This is a genomic window from Candidatus Micrarchaeota archaeon, assembly GCA_028866575.1.
Classification (GTDB): domain Archaea; phylum Micrarchaeota; class Micrarchaeia; order Micrarchaeales; family Micrarchaeaceae; genus UBA12276.
This window is the reverse complement of sequence record JAGWHU010000005.1, coordinates 1-16,395: the sequence shown is the minus strand read 5'-3', so window position 1 is coordinate 16,395 and position 16,395 is coordinate 1. Positions and strand designations below refer to the sequence as shown.

Below are 16,395 nucleotides of genomic sequence, written 5' to 3'. Positions count from 1 at the left end.
AGCGAAAATCGCTTATACGTCATATTATGCCATTTACATAAAATAATTTAAAAGTTAACAGTCTATTGTAGTTGATGACCTATCCGAGGAAGTATGCTAATATTGTATGGCTTTTATTGCCAATTTTACTTATAATAATACAAAACGCAAGCGCAGTAACGGTACCTTCTGGTATAGTTGTCTATGTTCCAATAACCATAAACAACATACAAACATCAAACGTTCCTTCGCCGTTCCAGGAAATGATAACGGTAAACAGCATGAATTATACGTCGATAGAGTCGGCAAACCTCCAGAACATCGAGTTCTTCAATTCAACCGGCAACATAATACCATCATGGCTGGAAAGCAACAACACCAACACATCCACGCGAACGATCTACTGGGTCGAACTTACAAACTCAATACTAGGAAGGGGCAATGATGCTAACAGTATGCTACCCAGCAGCAATGTAATCATATACATGGGCTTTGCACCATTGGCGACAAACCTCTTCAGCAACACGATTACTGGAGAAGCACCCCAACTATCATCAACATACGCGCAATACGACACCGGCGCCAACGTATTCACGTTCTACGACATCCTACACCACTACCGGCAGCACGACAACCACTACAGCACAGTCAACCTCCTCAACGTCATATCAGACAACTACAATCCCGCAGACATCAACAACGACAACCGCATCAACCTCATCGGTTTCCTATACAACGACAATACAATCAACGACAACAGGCCCGTCAACCTCGTATTCTACAACAATATCAACTACTTCTACCACCACGACCACATCCGCATTGTCCACGCCTTCCACGACGATAACGCTTAACACGACAACGCAGCCCACTACGGTAAATACCACGGCATCAACCACTTCTGTCAATACCACTACCACGTCTGTAAACACAACTATATCATCAACGTCCATCATTCCGGCAAACACCTCGACGACTTCAATCAACACTACCACATCAACAATCAACACCACGTCCACGACTGCGACTACTACAGTAATTCCGATATCGGAGAACGTGTCGGTTGTGGTATCAGCCAACAACAGTACTAGCGTTGAAGTGCTGAACGGCGCGCTCTCGTTGAACATCAGCGGCAACTTCTCGGCTCCTAGGATGATCAACATACTAGTAAAGAACGAGAACAACAGGGTGCCCCCGCCTGCAAACTACTCGGAGCTATTCGAGTTCTACCTCAGCGCCTCGCCGGGAAACAATGTAACTATAAACGTGACAGAGAGATATGACTGCGGGGTAAACTCCCAACAGCTTGCACCATTCTATCTATCCAATAATACATGGGTGCCTATATACAACAGCTTCGCGATTCAGAGCACCTGCACCATAACATTCAGCGCCCCGAACAACCATGTTGTCGGACTGTTCAAGTACTCACCTTCTGGAACTGGCCGGAAATCTGGATCATCTCCTACGCCTGCGGAATACATGACCCTTGCGGCGCTGATCGTGGTCATAGTGGGCCTCGCATCCTACATGGCATACCTGCTCGTATTCAGAAGGCATGTGTGAGTGCACGTATTGTTGCCATTTTCAGAGCCTCCCCCTGGATTCGCCTGTGGACACCCCTCTTGCGATTATGTGCGCCACCCTTAGCGCCTCAAACGCACTTTCCGCGAATTTCCTTATGTGGTGCTTCTCAAGTCTGCTTTGTATGTACAGGCCGTTAACCCTTACGGGTTCCACATTGGAATAATCCCTTACTATATCCGCCCTTTTTGATGTGTCTATTCCAGTAATCCTTGAAAATCCATCCAGAGCCTTTGTTAGCTCCTTTGGATTCTGCCTCCTCCTGTTCAGGATGACGATACCAACTCCAAGTGCCTTCTCAATCGCGTTTGGATTTATTACGTTAAGGCCTGCAAGGGCTATTCCATTGAATAAAATCATCCTTATTTGGTCCCTGAACCTCGACTTCCTTACCATCTTAGTTATCTTTCCCGTTGCGTCTGTCCCATCCACGGTTATCCTCGTGGACAGCAATCCTTCAATGTACCCGTTGCGAAAGACTATGCCTATGAGTATTGTATCCTTGCGGTTTTTTATCGGCCCGCTGGCTATTGCAAGATACCTTATCCCGCTTTTCATAAGGTATACTTACCACTAGCTAATACATATATTTTCAGTTCCGAGCATGGAACCCAAAATAGTAAAAACAGGTTATTTTGCCTTCTTCTTGGACGAGGAAATCTGGGACTTCAGGTCTGCGAACTGCTCGTCAAGCCTTCCGATTGCCTTCAGCAATTCCGTCTTTGCTGTTTTCTTGCTCTTGAGCACCAGTACCGCATTCCCAGTTTCGGGATGGTCCTTGGATACCCCTGCGAACTCCGTATCATCCTCGTTCACCAGCGCATTTGCTATGAGGTCCGGTATTGTAAGGTCCTTAGTGTCGAATTCTATCATTAGCTCCTTGCTCTCATCCTTCAATACTTTTATTTTCAATCAACCACCAATCATGCAAATAGTTTTTGTATCTCCGCGGGCTTGTTGTAGAGCTCGCTAAGCTTCCTGCGCTCCTTGTGACTGCATTCAGTGCAGGAAAGCAGTCCTTCTCCTTTTTGCTCGACCTCCCCTCCGCACAGCTCGCACCTGGCGTATATGACCCCTGTTTCCCTCCCGAAAAGCGAAAGCGTATACGAATCCTTGTCGTTGTACTGCACCCTTGCCAATATGACGTCGCCTACGCCGCATGGCTTTTCCCTTTTCTGCTCGCTGAACTTGTTGTCATCGAACCTGCCCCTGGGGCCCCTGTCGAAGCGGCCCATCCTCGGTTTCGGCGCGACTATCTTCCCGTCCTTCAATGCAAGGTAGTCCTTGCGCTCTATGTTTATGTCGTCAAGCTTCACGAACGTCACGTTCTTCATGTCATCGGTTACAATCCCGATCACCAGCGTATCCTTACCTATGAGTATTATCTCCCTCGCCGCTGTTGAGACTCCTACGGACCCCTCCGACTTGAGCACCTTGCCGACAACAGCAGAATATATCATGCCATTCTCAACGTAGGTGTTGCTTCCTGCGGCGAATTCCTCCTCTGTTGCGATCTTTTCCCCAGGCGTAACAAATATTCCATTTTCCATAAAATCATTCCACAAGGCTTTCAGATATGTTCTTCATCTCGTTTATGCTGCCAAGCGCCCTGTAAACTGCTACTACCGTATTGTAACGGGCCCTTGTCCTGCCCTTTGAAAAAGTCCATGCATCCTTGACTCCCGCAAGCTCCAGCAGCCTTTTTACCGGTGTGCTTGCAACTACTCCAAGCCCTCTTGGAGCTGGCTTCAGTATCACGTCGACGCTCCCGCACCTCCCGCTTACCTTGAACGGAAGGCTGTGCTTGGTGCCGCAGTTGCACTGCCACGAGCCGCACCCCATTATGATCGGTATTACGTTGCTCTTCGCGTCTATTATCGCGCTTTCTATGGCTGCCTTTACTTCCGCGTCCTTTCCGGAGCCCACTCCGATGTGCCCCTTTCCGTCCCCGACTATCGCAGTTGCGCGGAATTTCTGCTTCCTGTTGTTCTTCGTCATTCGCTGGACGCTAGCTATCTCTATTACCTCATTCTTGAGGTCCGGGAGCAGCGCGTCTATTATCTCCGGCTCCTCTATCACCTTCCCGTCATGGAATATCTGGTCTATTGATGTCACGGTCTTCGACTTTACCTCCTTCCCCAGCTCTGTCTTGGGCTCCCATGTCTCAACGCTCATCCTTATGCGCTCCCTCTCCCTTTCCGCATTGCCCCCTGAATCGTATCTTTTTCTTCTTATCAAAATATCACTTGCTTGCCAGTTCCTTCTTCACGGATTCGAACTTCTTTGTTATGTCCTTTGCATCGAACCCCGATTTAGCGTAAGAGGAGAACCTCTCCTTGTATTTCTCTTCCTTGAGGCTCCCAGCATAATCGGAAATGTGCTTTCCTGACAGCCTTCCGCTGTCAAATTCTATGTTAGCATGTAAATTGAGTCCCGCATCGCTGTCCTTGAACCCCTTTGCAGCGGCGAATATGACAGATCCCTTTACCGGCCTGTACAATCCTATGTCAAGCACGAAATCCGGTATCCTGTCCTTCCTGGCGCCCACCTTCTTGGCTAGCAGCATCCCGGTAAGGTAAGCTGTGGGTGTGTTGCACCTGGGCTCCCATCCAATGGCCTTCAGTTCACGTGAATTGGCGCTCGCAACTACCTTGTCTCCGCTTATGCTGTACTCGACCACCTGCATGCTTATCGCCTTGTTGCTCTTCCTTACCACTACCCTGTCCATTCCCCCCTTGAGCGAGGCTATCCTTTTCCTGTAGTTCGTCCTTGCCGATTTTCTCCTGTGCCTTATAACCTTGTGCATCAATATCACACGTGTCTCAGTTCTTTCGCCTTATCCTCGCTTATCTCAAGGCCCTCGTTGCGTATGTGGCTGAGGAGCGAGGCCTTGCTCGCGAAGTTGCCCCCCTTGACCAGGGCGTAGTACTTCTTGAACCTTTCGTTTTCTATGAGCTTTTCACCCTTCAGGGCCTTCAGCATCCTCCTCTGCCCGCGCACCTTCTTCTTGTATTCAAGGATGCCCCTGGCTGATTTCGTACCCTTTCTCCTTCCCATGCCTCTCCTTCTTCCCTTCCTCCTCTTTTCGTTGAGCACCTTTGAATAGGCGCTGATGTTGTGCTTCTTCTTTATGACATAAATGCCTCCGCTCTTCACGAGGGCCCTTACATCCTCCCTTGTTATCGCCTTCTCCGCCTCCTTTATGGAGTCCGGCTTTATCCTTACGTTGCTCGTGCCCCTTCCTAGAAGCTCGCTTGCTATCCTTTTTGTCAGTCTAACGCTCATTTGTAGGCACCGTTGGTTATGTTTACCTTCTCCTTTATGGCGATCTCGGTTATCGCTATCCTCTTCCTTGCAGAGACGCTCTTGGCTATGGTCACGTCATACCCGCCAAGCATCTTCTTACCTATGAGCATCTTCAGCTCCTCCGGGTTGTGCACCAGCATTATCCTCCTGCCGTTTGCCCTCACGCCCTGCAATGCGTCGGGGTTCTTGTAGCCTATTGTGGGCTCGGCCCCCATGAAGCTCTTCTTTATCCTCTTCTTGTTGTCTATCCCTCGCTGCTTCCTCCACCTGGGCAATACCCTCTTCCTCTTCTTTGCCCCGTAATTCGGTATGCTGAATGTCGGATGCCCCTTCTTTTTTATTTTCATGAGTATCACTCTATCTCGTAGTAAAGCCCATCCTGGAATACCCTGCTGTCCTTGTTGCGTATCCTGCATGCAAGCCTTATGTTAGCCGCTGTCTGGGACACGTCATCGATGCTGGTTCCGTATATCCTGACGTTCTGGCCCTTGGATTCTATCTTGGTGCTGCCCACGATCTTCGAAACCCTCGGGACCCTTTCGCCTATTATGTTGTTTATGTTGAGCCTGTCCCCCTTGACCTCCACGTTTATCGGGAAATGCGCGAAAACCATCCTCATGTTCCTCTCGAAGTACTGGTTTACGCCCTTCATGTCGTTCTCCAGCTCCTTCCTGAACGCGTTTTCCACTTTCTGCGCCTTCTTCACCAGTCCCCGCTCCTTCACCGTTTCCATTACTATCTCGTTGCCTTCCTTCTTGACCTTGATGAGCGAATCGTTGAATCTCCTGGTGTTGGCGCCCAGGCTGCCCTTGATGATTATGTCGTTGCCTTTTACCTCTACCTCTACGCCCTGCGGTATTGCTATTTTTATCGGTTTGTTTTCAGTAGACATATGCCAACAACCTTCCTCCTATGCCCTTCTGCCTCGCCTCCCTGTTCGTCATTATGCCCTGCGGGGTAGTGAGTATCAATATCCCGAAGTCCTTGCTCGGTATGTACCTTGCCTCGTATTTTTGTATCATGTCGCTATGGACAGAGTACCTGGGCTTTATGACTCCTATGCTGTTTATCCTGTTGGATAACGCGACCTTTAGCTTCTTTATCCTTTTCTCCGAGTATTCCTCGTAGCCGTTTATGTACGATTCCCTCTTCATTACCTCGAGCACGGTCTTGAGGAGCTTTGTTGAGTACAAGCTGCACTCCATCCTTCCTATGCGCTCGTTGGTCTTTATCTTGTTTATAGCGTCAGCGAACCTGTCCATTAAAATCAACCATACTTCTTGAATCCGATGTCCCTTGCCACTTCCCTGAAGCATCTCCTGCATATGTAGAGGTTGTGCGACCTTATGAGGCCTCTCGCCCCTCCGCATATCTTGCACTTGCGTATTCCCTTGCCCTTGAATTTTTCTTCCAATCTAACTTTCATCAGCTCACTTGCTCGATCTGCTTCACGTTGAATTCATCTTTAATGTAATCAAGTATCTCCTCCCTTGTTACCATCCTGTGCCTTGCGGGTATCTTCGCCCTCTTTATCTTCTTCTGCGCCACCCGTATGCCCCTCCTCTTGAAGGAAACGTTGACGTTCATCCCGAGCATGCCCACGCTCGGGTCGTACTTGACTCCGCTTATGTCTATGTATTCGGGTATTCCGAAGCTCAGGCTGTTGCTCGTTACGGATTCCAATTTCACCTTGTTGTCAACAGCATCGAACAGCCTCTTGGCAAGCCTCTTCGCATCCTCTCCGCGCACAGTCACGAAAGCGCCTATCTTCTGCCCCTTCGCTATCCTGAACGACGGGTTCCTTGTCCTTGACAGCTCGTCCGCAGGCTTCCTTCCGGTTATCGTCTCTATCAGCTTCCTTGCGCCCAATTGCATCTGATCATTGCTGCCGGTGCCTATGTTTATGACTACCTTGCTTATAATCACCTCCTGCATTACGTTCTTGTGATCCATCTGAATCATTCCACTATTATTATGTTCTTGACTAGCGTCTCGAACTGCTCGCCGCTCTGCGGCTCCACGCTCACCGACTTCTGCTTGTGCATGTTGCCCTCGCTTATGCCCTTGATGGTGCCTATTGTGCCGACGTGCACCCCGTCTATGACCTCGCATCGCGATCCGATCCCAAGCTTCATCACCTTGGAGATACCGCCGTTTGATAGCATTACCGAATCGTTCACCTTCGCATCAGCGCTTCCCTTTATCGACTTCCCGTCATGAAGCCTGAGCATTATCTGCTTGCCCTTGCTCATGTACTTGCCTATGACCTTGTAAACCTGAGCCTTGGGCTTGTCCATCTTTTCAAGCTGCACGTGCCCCTTCCTGTCGATCCCGATCATGTAGGTGCTTTCCGCAGCGCTTATAACGTCATTGAGCCCGACCGGGAACTTTGGCTCCCTTACCTGTTTGCCGTTCACGCTTATGTTGCCCTCGCCTATTATCCTGTTGGATTCGGATCTTGTCCCCGCAAGCTCCATCTTGTTTACAAGCAGCGAAAGCGCCACCGATTTCATGAGCGTGTGCCTCCCAGGATTCTGCTTTATCACGTACTTGTGCTCCTTCCTGTGTATCGCGAAGTACTTTGGCGCGTCGAGCCTCTTTATGTGACTGCTACTACCTTTTTTTGCCATGATATCATTTTTTTAGCGTTTCACTCATAGTGTGTGGCGCATGCTGCTGCACCGGCTTTGCCTCCTTGGTCTCCTCTTCGGGCTTCTTCTCGATCTTTGCCTCCTTTACCTCGGGCTTGGAAACGACCCTAGCCACGTTCAGCTTCGCGGCCCTTACCTTGTCGTTGAGGTTCAGTTCCGTTATGTAAACGCTGCTGGCGCTTATGGGTATGTTGAACTCCTTGCCCTTGGCGTTTTTCTTCGTAAACGTGTCTATGCTCACCTTGCCTGTCCTTAGGTTCACCCTTATGACCTTGCCGCTCTTGCCCTTGTTCTTGCCTGCCATTACCTTTACCGTATCCCCTTTTGATATCTGCACCGCAGACCTCTTGATGCTAAGCCTCTTCCTGAGCTGCTTGTCAATGTGCGAATGCAGGAAATGCTGCCTCACGTGCAGCGGCGCATTGAACCTGAAGAATCGCTGCCTTTTAGGCTTGCTGCTCCTTATCATCAAATCACCCTGGAAGCTATCCCTGCGAGCTTCACGTACCTTTCTACTATCTCCCTTGCCATTGCTCCTTTGACTTCTGTGCCCACTGCAAGGTTCGAATCCGTCACGAGTATGCCTGCATTGTCCTCGAACCTCACGCGCATGCCGTTAGCCCTCCTTATCGGGGACTTTTGCCTTATTATCATGACCCTTACCTTCTTCTTCACGTATTGCGGGGTGCCTGATTTTACGCTTGCTATGACCACGTCCCCGAGGCCAGACCTGGAGTACCTTCCCTTCCTCCCCCCGCCCTTGCCTATCCTGTTTATTATCATCAGGGTCCTTGCGCCGCTGTTGTCCGCGCACCTGAGTACAGTCCCGGGTACCATGACTCTTGATATCTTTGTTGACAGGCCCTTCATTTCTATTCAGCTCTCTTTATTATTTTTGTCACTACGAACGACTTTGTCTTGCTGAGCCGCCTCGTCTCCGATATTAGCACTGTGTCCCTTGTCTTTGCGCTTATGCATTCCGGGTTGTAAGCCGCAATCCTCGATGTCTTCCTGAGCGACCTCTCGTACTTGTGGAGGAAGGTTGTGTATGCGTGCTCGACTATTACCGTCTTCTTCGCCCTGTCGCTTACCACTATGCCCTCTACCTCGTTGCCCCTAGTCTTAAGCATCCCGTGCACCGGGCATTTAGGATCATTGCATTCCAAACAATCACTTCAGAGATCTTCTCTTGTAGAACTTAAGCGCCTTCTCGGTGCGCTCATGCGCTCTAAAATTTATCTCCTTTCCGTCCACTACAAAGCTGCTGCCGTTGTGGGTGAACCTGAACTTGGAGATTTTCTTAACTACTTTGCTTATTTTCGAACCATGCCTCAGATATAGAAGGTTTTTTGTCTCGTTTATTACTTTTCCTCTTGTTTTTATCTGTGAGCGGTCAGAGCAGTCTATTACAACGGCCTCAAGACCTATCAGCTCATGAAGGACAATGTTCTTATTATTATAGCCGTGCATGAATTTAAACCTTTCTTTTGGCGATTTACACTCACATATACGGTTTTCCAGCAAAACGGATTGCCGCGCAGTTCCGAGTGTTCATAATTTGCAACGCACAATATAAAAACACGATTACCTTATCACTACCCTGTCCGAAACCCCGGTTATCCTGTCGACGTCGTATTTTATGACGCTGCCGTAGTCAGTCTTGACGAATATGAAGCCGCGCTTGGAGTCTATGTCTGTTATCCTGCCTATGTATGCCCCTATGTCGTTTATCACGCGCTTGTCCTTTATCTTTGCATGCCTTATCGCCCTCCTCTTCAGGAATGCGCTGAACAGCGAGAGCCCGTATCCGGCAAGGAGCGCAGCCATGCTGAGCACCAGGAATTCCCAGAAGTATATCTGCCCCACCATCCAGGAAGAGGCGATGTAAAGCATTGCTATCGCTATTATCGAGTAGCCCACGTATGTGCCCTGCGATATCGCCCTGTAGCGCATGCGCTTGTTCTCAAGGTCTATGACCCTCCCGACAAGGTAGAGCACCAGGCTCACCGGGAACAGGGTAAGGAACCCCTCGACGGCCTGCGACCCCAGTATGAGCGAGTTGCTTGTCGTTGCAAGCGTTGCCGAATAGGTGCCATACGCTATTATCAGGCTTATCGCGAAGAATATTATAGAGCCTATGTAGAACACGAAGCTCAGCCTTTCAACGCTGAAGCCTAGCCCCCTGAAGGAGTTTATGAGCGCATCCTCGAGGCCGAACGCCTTGGTTATCAGGTATATTCCTATCAGCGCAACCGGGAGCTGCCAGCCGAAGTTGAAGTAGTAGCTTGCAGCGAACAATATGAACAGCACGGCAGGTATGCCGAAGACTATCCTTGAATAGTGAGGCTCCTTGAGCTTCTCCAATATGGTGAAGTACGTGTTCTCCAGGCCAGGCGCCTGCTTCATACGCACTATGTCCACGCTGTTGACCTTTATCCTGTTCTTAAGCAGCGGCAGCACCCTCTCGTCGCTACTCCCATCGGTTACGAGCACGCAGACGTCGCTCTTGAGCCTTTCCAGTACCATCTCTACCTGCCTTACGAGCTCAGTGTCCGCGACGTAGCCCTCCTTCTCCGCCCCTGTAACAGTGGCTATGTTTGCAGAATTCCCCTGCGACTTGAGCTCGTCGTATTTCCTAACCGCTTCAAACATCGTGTTGGCATCTGTATCCTGCGGATCTGCAAGGGCTAGGGCTGCGGCTGCCTTCAGGTTGTCGGACCTGCCAATGACCGGACCTGTTATCTTCGTCTTCCTGTACAGGTCGTTGTCGATATCTACCGCAAGTACCAGTATCCTGTCAGCCATCCTCTCATCGTATAAATTTGTCCATGGAAAGGATAAAAAGCCTATCACTGACAACTTTTAGAAGAAGTTAACCGATGCAACCCCTTCTAGCGTTGTCAGGAATGACTCATATGCCAGCGCGACCTTTCCCACCAAGCAAATTGGGCTTTTCCTGTATTTATAGGCTTTTTTACCGTACGTCTAAAGACGTATGCCCCTTGCATTCAAATAAATTTAAGTAGATGCGTTTGGAATATTGCCATATGGCGAAATCAGGCGAATGCCTCATACTGTCAATGCCGACGCACGATGGAAGGGCCGTGCCGAAAAGCGTTATGGACCTGATGGGCGTTGCCTCGATACTGAAAAGGAGATTCCTGCTCAACGCGCAAACGGGAACCGGGTTGGCGAACACGAGGCAGAAGTGCATAGATGCGATAAGGGAGATGTTCCCCGGGGAAAATGAAGCGTACATGTTCTGGCTTGATTCGGACATGGTGCTGATGGAGGATCCAAAGAGGATCGCAGGATACATAACGGAAGCGGAAAGGATCGGCGCGTCCTTTACAACAAATTGCCGGAGCATAGACGGCAATACAGGCAAGATATCAAATACGATCGTGAAAGGCGATCCAGGGAATTACGAAGCTTACACCGACGAGGAGCTCAGGAACGCAAAGCCCCTTGAAACCAGGTGCGCATACTCCGGGCTGGCGGTGTGCTACATAAAGACGCCCCTTGATTACAGGTTCAGGACTGAGGGGCACGACCTCGAGGACTTCCTCTTCTTCAAGGATAACAGGATAGACCTGAAATATGCGCCCATATCTAACATGCACATAAAGTCGATAAACCTCTCATTCGACCATACGAAAATATGATCAGGCGAGGTGCGCCAGCCTTTTGAGCATCAAGTACGCAGCGGCGTACCGCGGCAATGTCACTGTGCTGTTTGAATACGGCCCGAATTCTTTGTGGCGCATGACGAACTTGGGCGCGTTATCAACGCTTACCGATACTGGCTCGTCATCAAACGCTATCGCGTCGTTCATTGGTTCGAACCTATCCAGGTCTTTCAACGATTTCACGCCCCTTGCTACCAGCCCGGTGTCGCCGTGTATGGTCTCCGGAAGCCTTATAAGATGATAGATGTCGGTGCTGACGTTCTTGTCTATGGCATCGCTCTGCCTTATGGCTATTCTTTTCAATACGTTGCCCCAGAACTCCGCCTTTTTCGGTATGTTTATCTTGTCCCAGTTGCCTGTTGTTATGCCAAGGCGTATCTCAGCGCTTTTTCTTGTCAGCATCTCCGCTGTCCTTTTGTCAATTCCCAAATCCATCAGGCCGCTTGTTCCCTCTCCCAGCGCCTTTATAACCCCGTTTGCAAGCTTGCCCCCCCATCCGTAATCTGTTGGTTTAGGGCCGTCAAGCCTGACGCCCCTCCTACCTAGCGTCGGGAAGAAAGAGTTGAGCTGTATGCCGTTGCCCGTTATGTAGTCGCCTATGCCCTTCCTTGCATTGCTGTCTAGCTTGAACGTCATCTCGTTGTATACGTGTATGTGGTAGCCGCGGTTGCCGCTGAAATTCACGCTTATCTCCTTCTCGGAAAAGCCGAAATCAGGGATCAGGAAGTCCTCGATAAGCTTTGTGGTTTCCTCCTTTGCCCCGTCAAGGCATTTGCCGCATACCCACGAGCTTGAGTGCTCCTTCTTGCACTTGAGGTTCAGGTCGCTCGCATCTATGTCGAAGATGAGGTCGCCGCCTAGCCACTTTTTGCTTTCCATGGGCCTTCCGTCAGGCCTTTCGTATTCCGCAAAGGAATAGGAGACGAATGCGGGCGCTTCCTTCACAAGATAAGACCTGAGCGAAGCCTCGTCCTTGAAGCTGTAATGCCTGTATGATATCTTCCTTTCGAAGTCGCCGAAGCCGAACTCCCTCCTTGCCACGTTTCTTGGGGCTATGTTAGCCCTAGCCTCGTAGAATCTTTTCAGAAGGCCCTTTACCAAACGGGATTCCTTATCGCCAAGCAACAGAGCACCAGTATTAATTATATTGTTGCGCTATTAATCTATAAATCAATATTGGAATGTTTTCATGCTCAAGGAGGAGATAAAGCAGGTAATAATCGTAAGGACGGACATAGAGATGAGCAGGGGAAAGACTGCGGCGCAGGTGGCGCATGCGTCGCTGATGAGCTATTTCGAGGCTGAAAAATCAGACAGGGGCGTTGCGAAGGAATGGCTCGATACGGGAGAGAAGAAGATAGTCCTGAAGGTTAGCGACGAGGAATCATTGTCCAAGCTCTACAAGGCCTTCGAATACAAGAAAATACCGTGCGCTCTTGTGAGCGACGCCGGACTAACGCAGCTCCCTCCCGGCACAAAAACGGCGCTTGGCATAGGCCCATGGAAGGCATCAGATATAGACCAGTTCACAAGGGGATTCAAGCTCCTGTAGAAATGTCCAATTCCCCTGCTTAGTGCCCTCTAAAATTTACTATTTCTACATCAGTTTTTGAAAAGTGAGGGTCATCTGTTACAACTTTTGCCTCAACCTCGCTTGCATTTGCTGCTATAAGAGCATCTGCAAGGGGTATTGCTCTGGTTTTGTACTTTCCAGCCAAAAGTGAGGTACTTATGTCTACTGGGAGTATCTTAAGTTTAGATTTTACGATTGTTTCTATTACGTCTTTAGCTGTTGAACCTTTGGTCTTGGCGTAAAAAATATAAAAAAGCTCAGTTAAAGTAATAGTGCTTACAAAACCTTCTGAAACCCCATGTTCTATGCCTTCAAGAAGCTTTTTAACAAAATCAGCTCCTTTCTCTTCATTAAAAAAGGCGATCAATGACGAAGTGTCAAAAAGATACCTCACTTAATCACCTAATTCTTAACTTTCTTCTCCATTGCCAAGATGCGAGCAATCCAGGCCTTGTCGTCTTCTGCCCTCATATTTTGAAGTGCTGTTGTTCCACTAGGTATCTTGTATTTTCCTAACATAGTTGAAAGCTTTACAATTGGTTTGAGTAATATGCCACCTTTCTCCTCTGCTATGATTAGCCTATCTTTCGTTTTTAGTCTCATTCTTCTTCTTAATCTAGCAGGTATGACTATTTGCCCTTTTGAAGATACAGTTACGGTTTCCATGGTCTCACTATATTATAATGTAAGAAAAGATATTTATGCCTTACTTTTAGTTGTTGTCTTACTTTTATATATAAACCTTTCTTTAGTAATATATGTCAAAAACTCTTGAGTAACATTCTTATTTTGTAGGTTTTCAATACCAACAGCCCTGACTATCCATTGTATTTTCCTCCCTCCTCAAGACCATGGCCAGTTGCTTTGAAATAATATCGCATATCTCATCATTTCTCGCAGATCCTTTGCCCTCTTCAACTTGTTTAGCAATCCTTACAGTGCTATCACCTATTGATTTGTTACCAAGAGCTGCCTTTAATATACTCACATCTTCAGTAGTTCTGGGTCCGGGCCTAACAATAAGAGTCGCAACTATCTTATTCAAAGTATCTCTGTCACCTGTTTCGTTTGCGATTTCAAGCAGCAAGCTAGAATACCTATTATTTGTAGTCTGTTGTGTTGCCATTTATATCACATAAATATTACGAAATTCACAATATATAAGCCTTTAGAGGCACTTGCAGAGAGAAACCGACGTTAAAAAAAATACCCTGACCAAAAAGTCTTTTAAAAGGGTCTTCAGGCACCAAGCCTGGAAGCATAACCGGATAATAAATTCCCGGATGAATGTCACGGCAGCAGCTTCTCGTTCCTTATGAGTTTATCCGAATACATCAGGAAAACCAACGCAACTGCGGCTATGGCAACCGCGATTCCCAGATCTACATATACGCCTATCGCGAACGGAACTACGAACGGCACCAGATAAGCTGGGACTGTGCTGAGAACTCCTACAAGCAGGCCAAGGGGCTGGTTGCTTCCTGCCCTTGTTTTCTGCAGCGCGCTGAACGCCATCATGGCCATAATCATGAATGCAGTTATGGCTAACGAAAAAGGAATTGCGAGCAACGGGATGGGGATGATTGTCGCAACAGCGCCTGCTCCGTACAATAAATAGCCGTACGCAAAATCAACCGTAACAAATAATATTTCGAATATAAATACGAGCAGCAGCGCCGCTTTTAGATATCGCATGTATATGTCGCGCTGCGTCATTCCCAACGATAGCATATACTCCAGCACGCCGTTATTCTTGTCGTAGACAAAGAGCAGCACCACCGGGGTTAGAAGCATAACTACCGGGATCATATCGAGCGGCAAGGCCAGCAGCGGCACCCCAGAGCCTGCCTTGGAGCTCTTGCCGGTGAGTATCGCATTGCTTGCTACAGTATTGACTGCCAAAGTGTTTGATATGGTGCTGTTGGAAGTGTTGGTGTTGACGTTTATGTACATGACACTGCCCCACAGGGCAATCGCAAGCACCGACATGAAAATTGTCGCAGCTACATATGTCTTTGAGATGCCGAACGCCCTCCTGGCAGTGACAAGCGTCGGAGCGTCCATAATTCCCTTTTTCCCATTCTCTTTTACCGGCATATAAGTTCACTTCCCATCCTTCCCGAAAAGCTCCTGCAGCGGGTTGTCCATCTCCCTCATCTCTGTCACTAGTATGCCTTTCTCTATGATCTTTTTGAGGGCCACTCCGGCCTCCTCGGGGTTTGACACAGTCATTATGTAATAGCCGCTAGCATCCTTCTTCGCGTCAACTATCCTGGTAATGTCCTTGGACGCCCTAATGCCTACCCTGTAATTACTGGACCTCACATTTGCTATCTTGTCGAACATGGCAAGCTTCCCTCCTTTTATCAGGATTAGGTTGGTCCCTATGTCGGTCGCCTCGTAAAGATTGTGCGACGAATAGAGTACGAGCTTGTCCTTGCTAAGCTTCAGTATTATATCCCTAATTTCCTTGGATAGCCCCGGATCAAGGTTTGCGGTTGGCTCATCCAGCAGGTATATGTCCCTGTCCCTGAGGAATACCTTTGCTATCGACACGCGCTTCTTCTGCCCCTGCGAAAGGTCAGAGACTTTCTTGTCCCTGAGTTCATCAAGATCCAACAGTTTTATAACCTTCTCAGGATCTCCGCCCTCCATGTCGGAGTAGAATTTGAGCGCATTATGCACTGTCATCTCTTCCGGAAGCGCGTTGTAGTGCGATAGGTAGTTTATGCTGCTTCTAAGCTCCTTCGAGGAGCTTATATCCTTGCCATTAAGCAGAATCTTGCCTGATAAGGGCTCCAATATGCCAGCTATCGTCCTGAAAAGCGTTGTCTTGCCTGCGCCGTTGGGCCCGAGTACAACATATACTGATGATTCCTTCGAGGTGAAGCTTATGCCATGTATTACGGCATTCCCGTTATAGCCCGAATTCACGCCTTTAAGCTCAAGGACTGGCATTTTCCCACTAGATAATACTAGGGGTTAACGTATTTATTGCTAGTTGTAAAATCAGTAAAAACAAAATGCTTCAACTGTGTTTCCTTGCAAGGTTCTTCAGCCTGCCTGCCGCGCTTTCCTGTATTCCTCTCGGCCTCCTGTACGAAAAGCTCAGGCCGTCCATATTGGACATCAGCTCCTCTGTCGTATTTACTTGCTTGCCATCTACTTCTACCATCCCGTTTCCCGAAAAGGTTATCGACATCGCCTTTGTAACTTCCCTCGGGTTCCTGAAATTTCCGACATCTACCGCCACGAGAACGGTATTTTCCTGTCCGTGGATGCCCTCACGCACGAGACGCTTCAACTCGCCCAGGGTCGGGTTGGTCTTTCCCTCGATTTCTATTCCCTTTTTTGATATTGTAAAATCTCTCTTGAAGCCGAACCCTGCGCTCATCGACATATTACCACATCAAATGCTTGCGGCGATTATAATATATAAGCTTATCGTGCAGCTTCGGGCGCAAAGCCTGTGTCCAATAATTCCACTATTTCCTAGGGGTTTATAGAAACCCCCAGGCATGTTTGTTTTGGCGACAAACATGAACGACCTTAGGAATTGGAGAGATATAAACCAGCGGTTGGTAAACCGTGGACGAACGTCAACATACCTCAA

At 48.5% G+C, this 16,395-nt stretch carries 28 protein-coding genes; 4 read left to right on the top strand and 24 right to left on the bottom strand.

Annotated features, from left to right (window positions below):
- The first annotated feature begins 116 nt into the window (after positions 1–116).
- A complete protein-coding gene (locus KGI06_03630) occupies positions 117–833 on the top strand; it encodes a hypothetical protein (GenBank protein ID MDE1871305.1) in 717 nt (238 codons plus the stop codon).
- Positions 802–1,545 (top strand): hypothetical protein, encoded by a 744-nt coding sequence (locus KGI06_03625; protein ID MDE1871304.1) that lies wholly within the window; start codon positions 802–804, stop codon positions 1,543–1,545. Before KGI06_03630 ends, KGI06_03625 begins: the two co-directional genes overlap by 32 nt.
- 21 nt (positions 1,546–1,566) lie before the next feature.
- Here the strand turns inward: KGI06_03625 and KGI06_03620 are convergent, their stop codons facing one another.
- The 17 genes from KGI06_03620 to KGI06_03540 form a co-directional block, all read right to left on the bottom strand.
- Positions 1,567–2,121 (bottom strand): DUF99 family protein, encoded by a 555-nt coding sequence (locus tag KGI06_03620; GenBank protein ID MDE1871303.1) that lies wholly within the window; start codon positions 2,119–2,121, stop codon positions 1,567–1,569.
- A 72-nt stretch (positions 2,122–2,193) separates the two neighbouring features.
- Positions 2,194–2,475, bottom strand: a complete 282-nt coding sequence (locus KGI06_03615; protein MDE1871302.1) for a hypothetical protein — start codon at positions 2,473–2,475, stop codon at positions 2,194–2,196.
- Positions 2,476–2,486: 11 nt separating this feature from the next.
- Complete coding sequence (locus KGI06_03610; protein ID MDE1871301.1) at positions 2,487–3,113, bottom strand: hypothetical protein; 627 nt, start codon at positions 3,111–3,113, stop codon at positions 2,487–2,489.
- Positions 3,114–3,117: 4 nt separating this feature from the next.
- Positions 3,118–3,738: a 30S ribosomal protein S5 gene (locus tag KGI06_03605; protein MDE1871300.1), complete on the bottom strand. Its 621-nt coding sequence runs from the start codon at positions 3,736–3,738 to the stop codon at positions 3,118–3,120.
- Between the two features lie 67 nt (positions 3,739–3,805).
- Positions 3,806–4,369 carry a 50S ribosomal protein L18 gene (locus KGI06_03600; protein ID MDE1871299.1) on the bottom strand — a complete coding sequence of 188 codons (564 nt, stop codon included), beginning with the start codon at positions 4,367–4,369 and terminating at the stop codon, positions 3,806–3,808.
- A 5-nt stretch (positions 4,370–4,374) separates the two neighbouring features.
- Positions 4,375–4,848: a 50S ribosomal protein L19e gene (rpl19e, locus tag KGI06_03595; GenBank protein ID MDE1871298.1), complete on the bottom strand. Its 474-nt coding sequence runs from the start codon at positions 4,846–4,848 to the stop codon at positions 4,375–4,377.
- Positions 4,845–5,216 (bottom strand): hypothetical protein, encoded by a 372-nt coding sequence (locus KGI06_03590; protein ID MDE1871297.1) that lies wholly within the window; start codon positions 5,214–5,216, stop codon positions 4,845–4,847. Before KGI06_03590 ends, rpl19e begins: the two co-directional genes overlap by 4 nt.
- Positions 5,217–5,221: 5 nt before the next feature.
- Positions 5,222–5,761 carry a 50S ribosomal protein L6 gene (gene rplF, locus KGI06_03585; protein MDE1871296.1) on the bottom strand — a complete coding sequence of 180 codons (540 nt, stop codon included), beginning with the start codon at positions 5,759–5,761 and terminating at the stop codon, positions 5,222–5,224.
- Positions 5,751–6,140 carry a 30S ribosomal protein S8 gene (locus tag KGI06_03580; protein ID MDE1871295.1) on the bottom strand — a complete coding sequence of 130 codons (390 nt, stop codon included), beginning with the start codon at positions 6,138–6,140 and terminating at the stop codon, positions 5,751–5,753. Before KGI06_03580 ends, rplF begins: the two co-directional genes overlap by 11 nt.
- Positions 6,137–6,295 (bottom strand): 30S ribosomal protein S14, encoded by a 159-nt coding sequence (locus KGI06_03575; protein MDE1871294.1) that lies wholly within the window; start codon positions 6,293–6,295, stop codon positions 6,137–6,139. Before KGI06_03575 ends, KGI06_03580 begins: the two co-directional genes overlap by 4 nt.
- Positions 6,295–6,822 carry a 50S ribosomal protein L5 gene (locus tag KGI06_03570; protein MDE1871293.1) on the bottom strand — a complete coding sequence of 176 codons (528 nt, stop codon included), beginning with the start codon at positions 6,820–6,822 and terminating at the stop codon, positions 6,295–6,297. The genes KGI06_03575 and KGI06_03570 overlap by 1 nt, the downstream gene beginning before the upstream one ends.
- A 5-nt stretch (positions 6,823–6,827) precedes the next feature.
- Positions 6,828–7,499, bottom strand: a complete 672-nt coding sequence (locus KGI06_03565) for a hypothetical protein (GenBank protein ID MDE1871292.1) — start codon at positions 7,497–7,499, stop codon at positions 6,828–6,830.
- A 4-nt stretch (positions 7,500–7,503) separates the two neighbouring features.
- Complete coding sequence (gene rplX / locus KGI06_03560; protein ID MDE1871291.1) at positions 7,504–7,989, bottom strand: 50S ribosomal protein L24; 486 nt, start codon at positions 7,987–7,989, stop codon at positions 7,504–7,506.
- Entirely contained in the window at positions 7,989–8,390 is a 402-nt protein-coding gene (locus tag KGI06_03555; protein MDE1871290.1) for an uL14 family ribosomal protein, read from the bottom strand. The genes rplX and KGI06_03555 overlap by 1 nt, the downstream gene beginning before the upstream one ends.
- A 2-nt stretch (positions 8,391–8,392) precedes the next feature.
- Positions 8,393–8,650: a 30S ribosomal protein S17 gene (rpsQ, locus tag KGI06_03550; protein ID MDE1871289.1), complete on the bottom strand. Its 258-nt coding sequence runs from the start codon at positions 8,648–8,650 to the stop codon at positions 8,393–8,395.
- 40 nt (positions 8,651–8,690) lie between these two features.
- Positions 8,691–9,044: a ribonuclease P protein subunit gene (locus tag KGI06_03545; protein ID MDE1871288.1), complete on the bottom strand. Its 354-nt coding sequence runs from the start codon at positions 9,042–9,044 to the stop codon at positions 8,691–8,693.
- Between the two features lie 60 nt (positions 9,045–9,104).
- Positions 9,105–10,325: a DUF373 family protein gene (locus tag KGI06_03540; GenBank protein ID MDE1871287.1), complete on the bottom strand. Its 1,221-nt coding sequence runs from the start codon at positions 10,323–10,325 to the stop codon at positions 9,105–9,107.
- Positions 10,326–10,567: 242 nt separating this feature from the next.
- Here KGI06_03540 and KGI06_03535 point away from each other — a divergent pair, with 242 nt between their 5' ends.
- Positions 10,568–11,185, top strand: coding sequence for a hypothetical protein (locus KGI06_03535; GenBank protein ID MDE1871286.1), 618 nt, complete (start codon positions 10,568–10,570; stop codon positions 11,183–11,185).
- Here the strand turns inward: KGI06_03535 and priS are convergent, their stop codons facing one another.
- Positions 11,186–12,334, bottom strand: a complete 1,149-nt coding sequence (gene priS, locus KGI06_03530) for a DNA primase catalytic subunit PriS (GenBank protein ID MDE1871285.1) — start codon at positions 12,332–12,334, stop codon at positions 11,186–11,188. It lies immediately after the preceding gene.
- Between the two features lie 64 nt (positions 12,335–12,398).
- Between priS and pth2 the strand changes: the two genes are divergently transcribed.
- Positions 12,399–12,761 (top strand): peptidyl-tRNA hydrolase Pth2, encoded by a 363-nt coding sequence (pth2, locus tag KGI06_03525; GenBank protein ID MDE1871284.1) that lies wholly within the window; start codon positions 12,399–12,401, stop codon positions 12,759–12,761.
- 19 nt (positions 12,762–12,780) lie between these two features.
- Here the strand turns inward: pth2 and KGI06_03520 are convergent, their stop codons facing one another.
- The 6 genes from KGI06_03520 to KGI06_03495 all read right to left on the bottom strand — a co-directional run bounded on the left by KGI06_03520 (position 12,781) and on the right by KGI06_03495 (position 16,182).
- Positions 12,781–13,176 (bottom strand): PIN domain-containing protein, encoded by a 396-nt coding sequence (locus KGI06_03520; protein MDE1871283.1) that lies wholly within the window; start codon positions 13,174–13,176, stop codon positions 12,781–12,783.
- Between the two features lie 8 nt (positions 13,177–13,184).
- The gene (locus tag KGI06_03515) at positions 13,185–13,448 is read right to left on the bottom strand and encodes an AbrB/MazE/SpoVT family DNA-binding domain-containing protein (protein ID MDE1871282.1); all 264 of its coding nucleotides are present in this window, start codon (positions 13,446–13,448) and stop codon (positions 13,185–13,187) included.
- Positions 13,449–13,581: 133 nt separating this feature from the next.
- A complete protein-coding gene (locus KGI06_03510; GenBank protein MDE1871281.1) occupies positions 13,582–13,908 on the bottom strand; it encodes a hypothetical protein in 327 nt (108 codons plus the stop codon).
- 164 nt (positions 13,909–14,072) lie between these two features.
- Positions 14,073–14,879, bottom strand: a complete 807-nt coding sequence (locus tag KGI06_03505; protein ID MDE1871280.1) for a hypothetical protein — start codon at positions 14,877–14,879, stop codon at positions 14,073–14,075.
- Between the two features lie 6 nt (positions 14,880–14,885).
- Entirely contained in the window at positions 14,886–15,740 is an 855-nt protein-coding gene (locus KGI06_03500) for an ABC transporter ATP-binding protein (GenBank protein MDE1871279.1), read from the bottom strand.
- Positions 15,741–15,810: 70 nt separating this feature from the next.
- Complete coding sequence (locus KGI06_03495) at positions 15,811–16,182, bottom strand: hypothetical protein (GenBank protein MDE1871278.1); 372 nt, start codon at positions 16,180–16,182, stop codon at positions 15,811–15,813.
- Positions 16,183–16,395: the final 213 nt, after the last annotated feature.

What these genes read in the sequence shown, in the direction of transcription:
- KGI06_03500 (MDE1871279.1), bottom strand. Translation starts at nt 15,740, where the DNA reads ATGCCAGTCCTTGAGCTTAAAGGCGTGAATTCGGGCTATAACGGGAAT.
- KGI06_03535 (MDE1871286.1), top strand. Translation starts at nt 10,568, where the DNA reads ATGGCGAAATCAGGCGAATGCCTCATACTGTCAATGCCGACGCACGAT.
- KGI06_03555 (MDE1871290.1), bottom strand. Translation starts at nt 8,390, where the DNA reads ATGAAGGGCCTGTCAACAAAGATATCAAGAGTCATGGTACCCGGGACT.
- KGI06_03605 (MDE1871300.1), bottom strand. Translation starts at nt 3,738, where the DNA reads ATGAGCGTTGAGACATGGGAGCCCAAGACAGAGCTGGGGAAGGAGGTA.
- rplF (MDE1871296.1), bottom strand. Translation starts at nt 5,761, where the DNA reads ATGTCTACTGAAAACAAACCGATAAAAATAGCAATACCGCAGGGCGTA.
- KGI06_03620 (MDE1871303.1), bottom strand. Translation starts at nt 2,121, where the DNA reads ATGAAAAGCGGGATAAGGTATCTTGCAATAGCCAGCGGGCCGATAAAA.
- KGI06_03600 (MDE1871299.1), bottom strand. Translation starts at nt 4,369, where the DNA reads ATGCACAAGGTTATAAGGCACAGGAGAAAATCGGCAAGGACGAACTAC.
- KGI06_03570 (MDE1871293.1), bottom strand. Translation starts at nt 6,822, where the DNA reads ATGGATCACAAGAACGTAATGCAGGAGGTGATTATAAGCAAGGTAGTC.
- KGI06_03540 (MDE1871287.1), bottom strand. Translation starts at nt 10,325, where the DNA reads ATGGCTGACAGGATACTGGTACTTGCGGTAGATATCGACAACGACCTG.
- rplX (MDE1871291.1), bottom strand. Translation starts at nt 7,989, where the DNA reads ATGATAAGGAGCAGCAAGCCTAAAAGGCAGCGATTCTTCAGGTTCAAT.
- KGI06_03510 (MDE1871281.1), bottom strand. Translation starts at nt 13,908, where the DNA reads ATGGCAACACAACAGACTACAAATAATAGGTATTCTAGCTTGCTGCTT.
- KGI06_03565 (MDE1871292.1), bottom strand. Translation starts at nt 7,499, where the DNA reads ATGGCAAAAAAAGGTAGTAGCAGTCACATAAAGAGGCTCGACGCGCCA.
- pth2 (MDE1871284.1), top strand. Translation starts at nt 12,399, where the DNA reads ATGCTCAAGGAGGAGATAAAGCAGGTAATAATCGTAAGGACGGACATA.
- KGI06_03610 (MDE1871301.1), bottom strand. Translation starts at nt 3,113, where the DNA reads ATGGAAAATGGAATATTTGTTACGCCTGGGGAAAAGATCGCAACAGAG.
- KGI06_03590 (MDE1871297.1), bottom strand. Translation starts at nt 5,216, where the DNA reads ATGAAAATAAAAAAGAAGGGGCATCCGACATTCAGCATACCGAATTAC.
- KGI06_03495 (MDE1871278.1), bottom strand. Translation starts at nt 16,182, where the DNA reads ATGTCGATGAGCGCAGGGTTCGGCTTCAAGAGAGATTTTACAATATCA.
- rpl19e (MDE1871298.1), bottom strand. Translation starts at nt 4,848, where the DNA reads ATGAGCGTTAGACTGACAAAAAGGATAGCAAGCGAGCTTCTAGGAAGG.
- rpsQ (MDE1871289.1), bottom strand. Translation starts at nt 8,650, where the DNA reads ATGCTTAAGACTAGGGGCAACGAGGTAGAGGGCATAGTGGTAAGCGAC.
- KGI06_03575 (MDE1871294.1), bottom strand. Translation starts at nt 6,295, where the DNA reads ATGAAAGTTAGATTGGAAGAAAAATTCAAGGGCAAGGGAATACGCAAG.
- KGI06_03515 (MDE1871282.1), bottom strand. Translation starts at nt 13,448, where the DNA reads ATGGAAACCGTAACTGTATCTTCAAAAGGGCAAATAGTCATACCTGCT.
- KGI06_03505 (MDE1871280.1), bottom strand. Translation starts at nt 14,879, where the DNA reads ATGCCGGTAAAAGAGAATGGGAAAAAGGGAATTATGGACGCTCCGACG.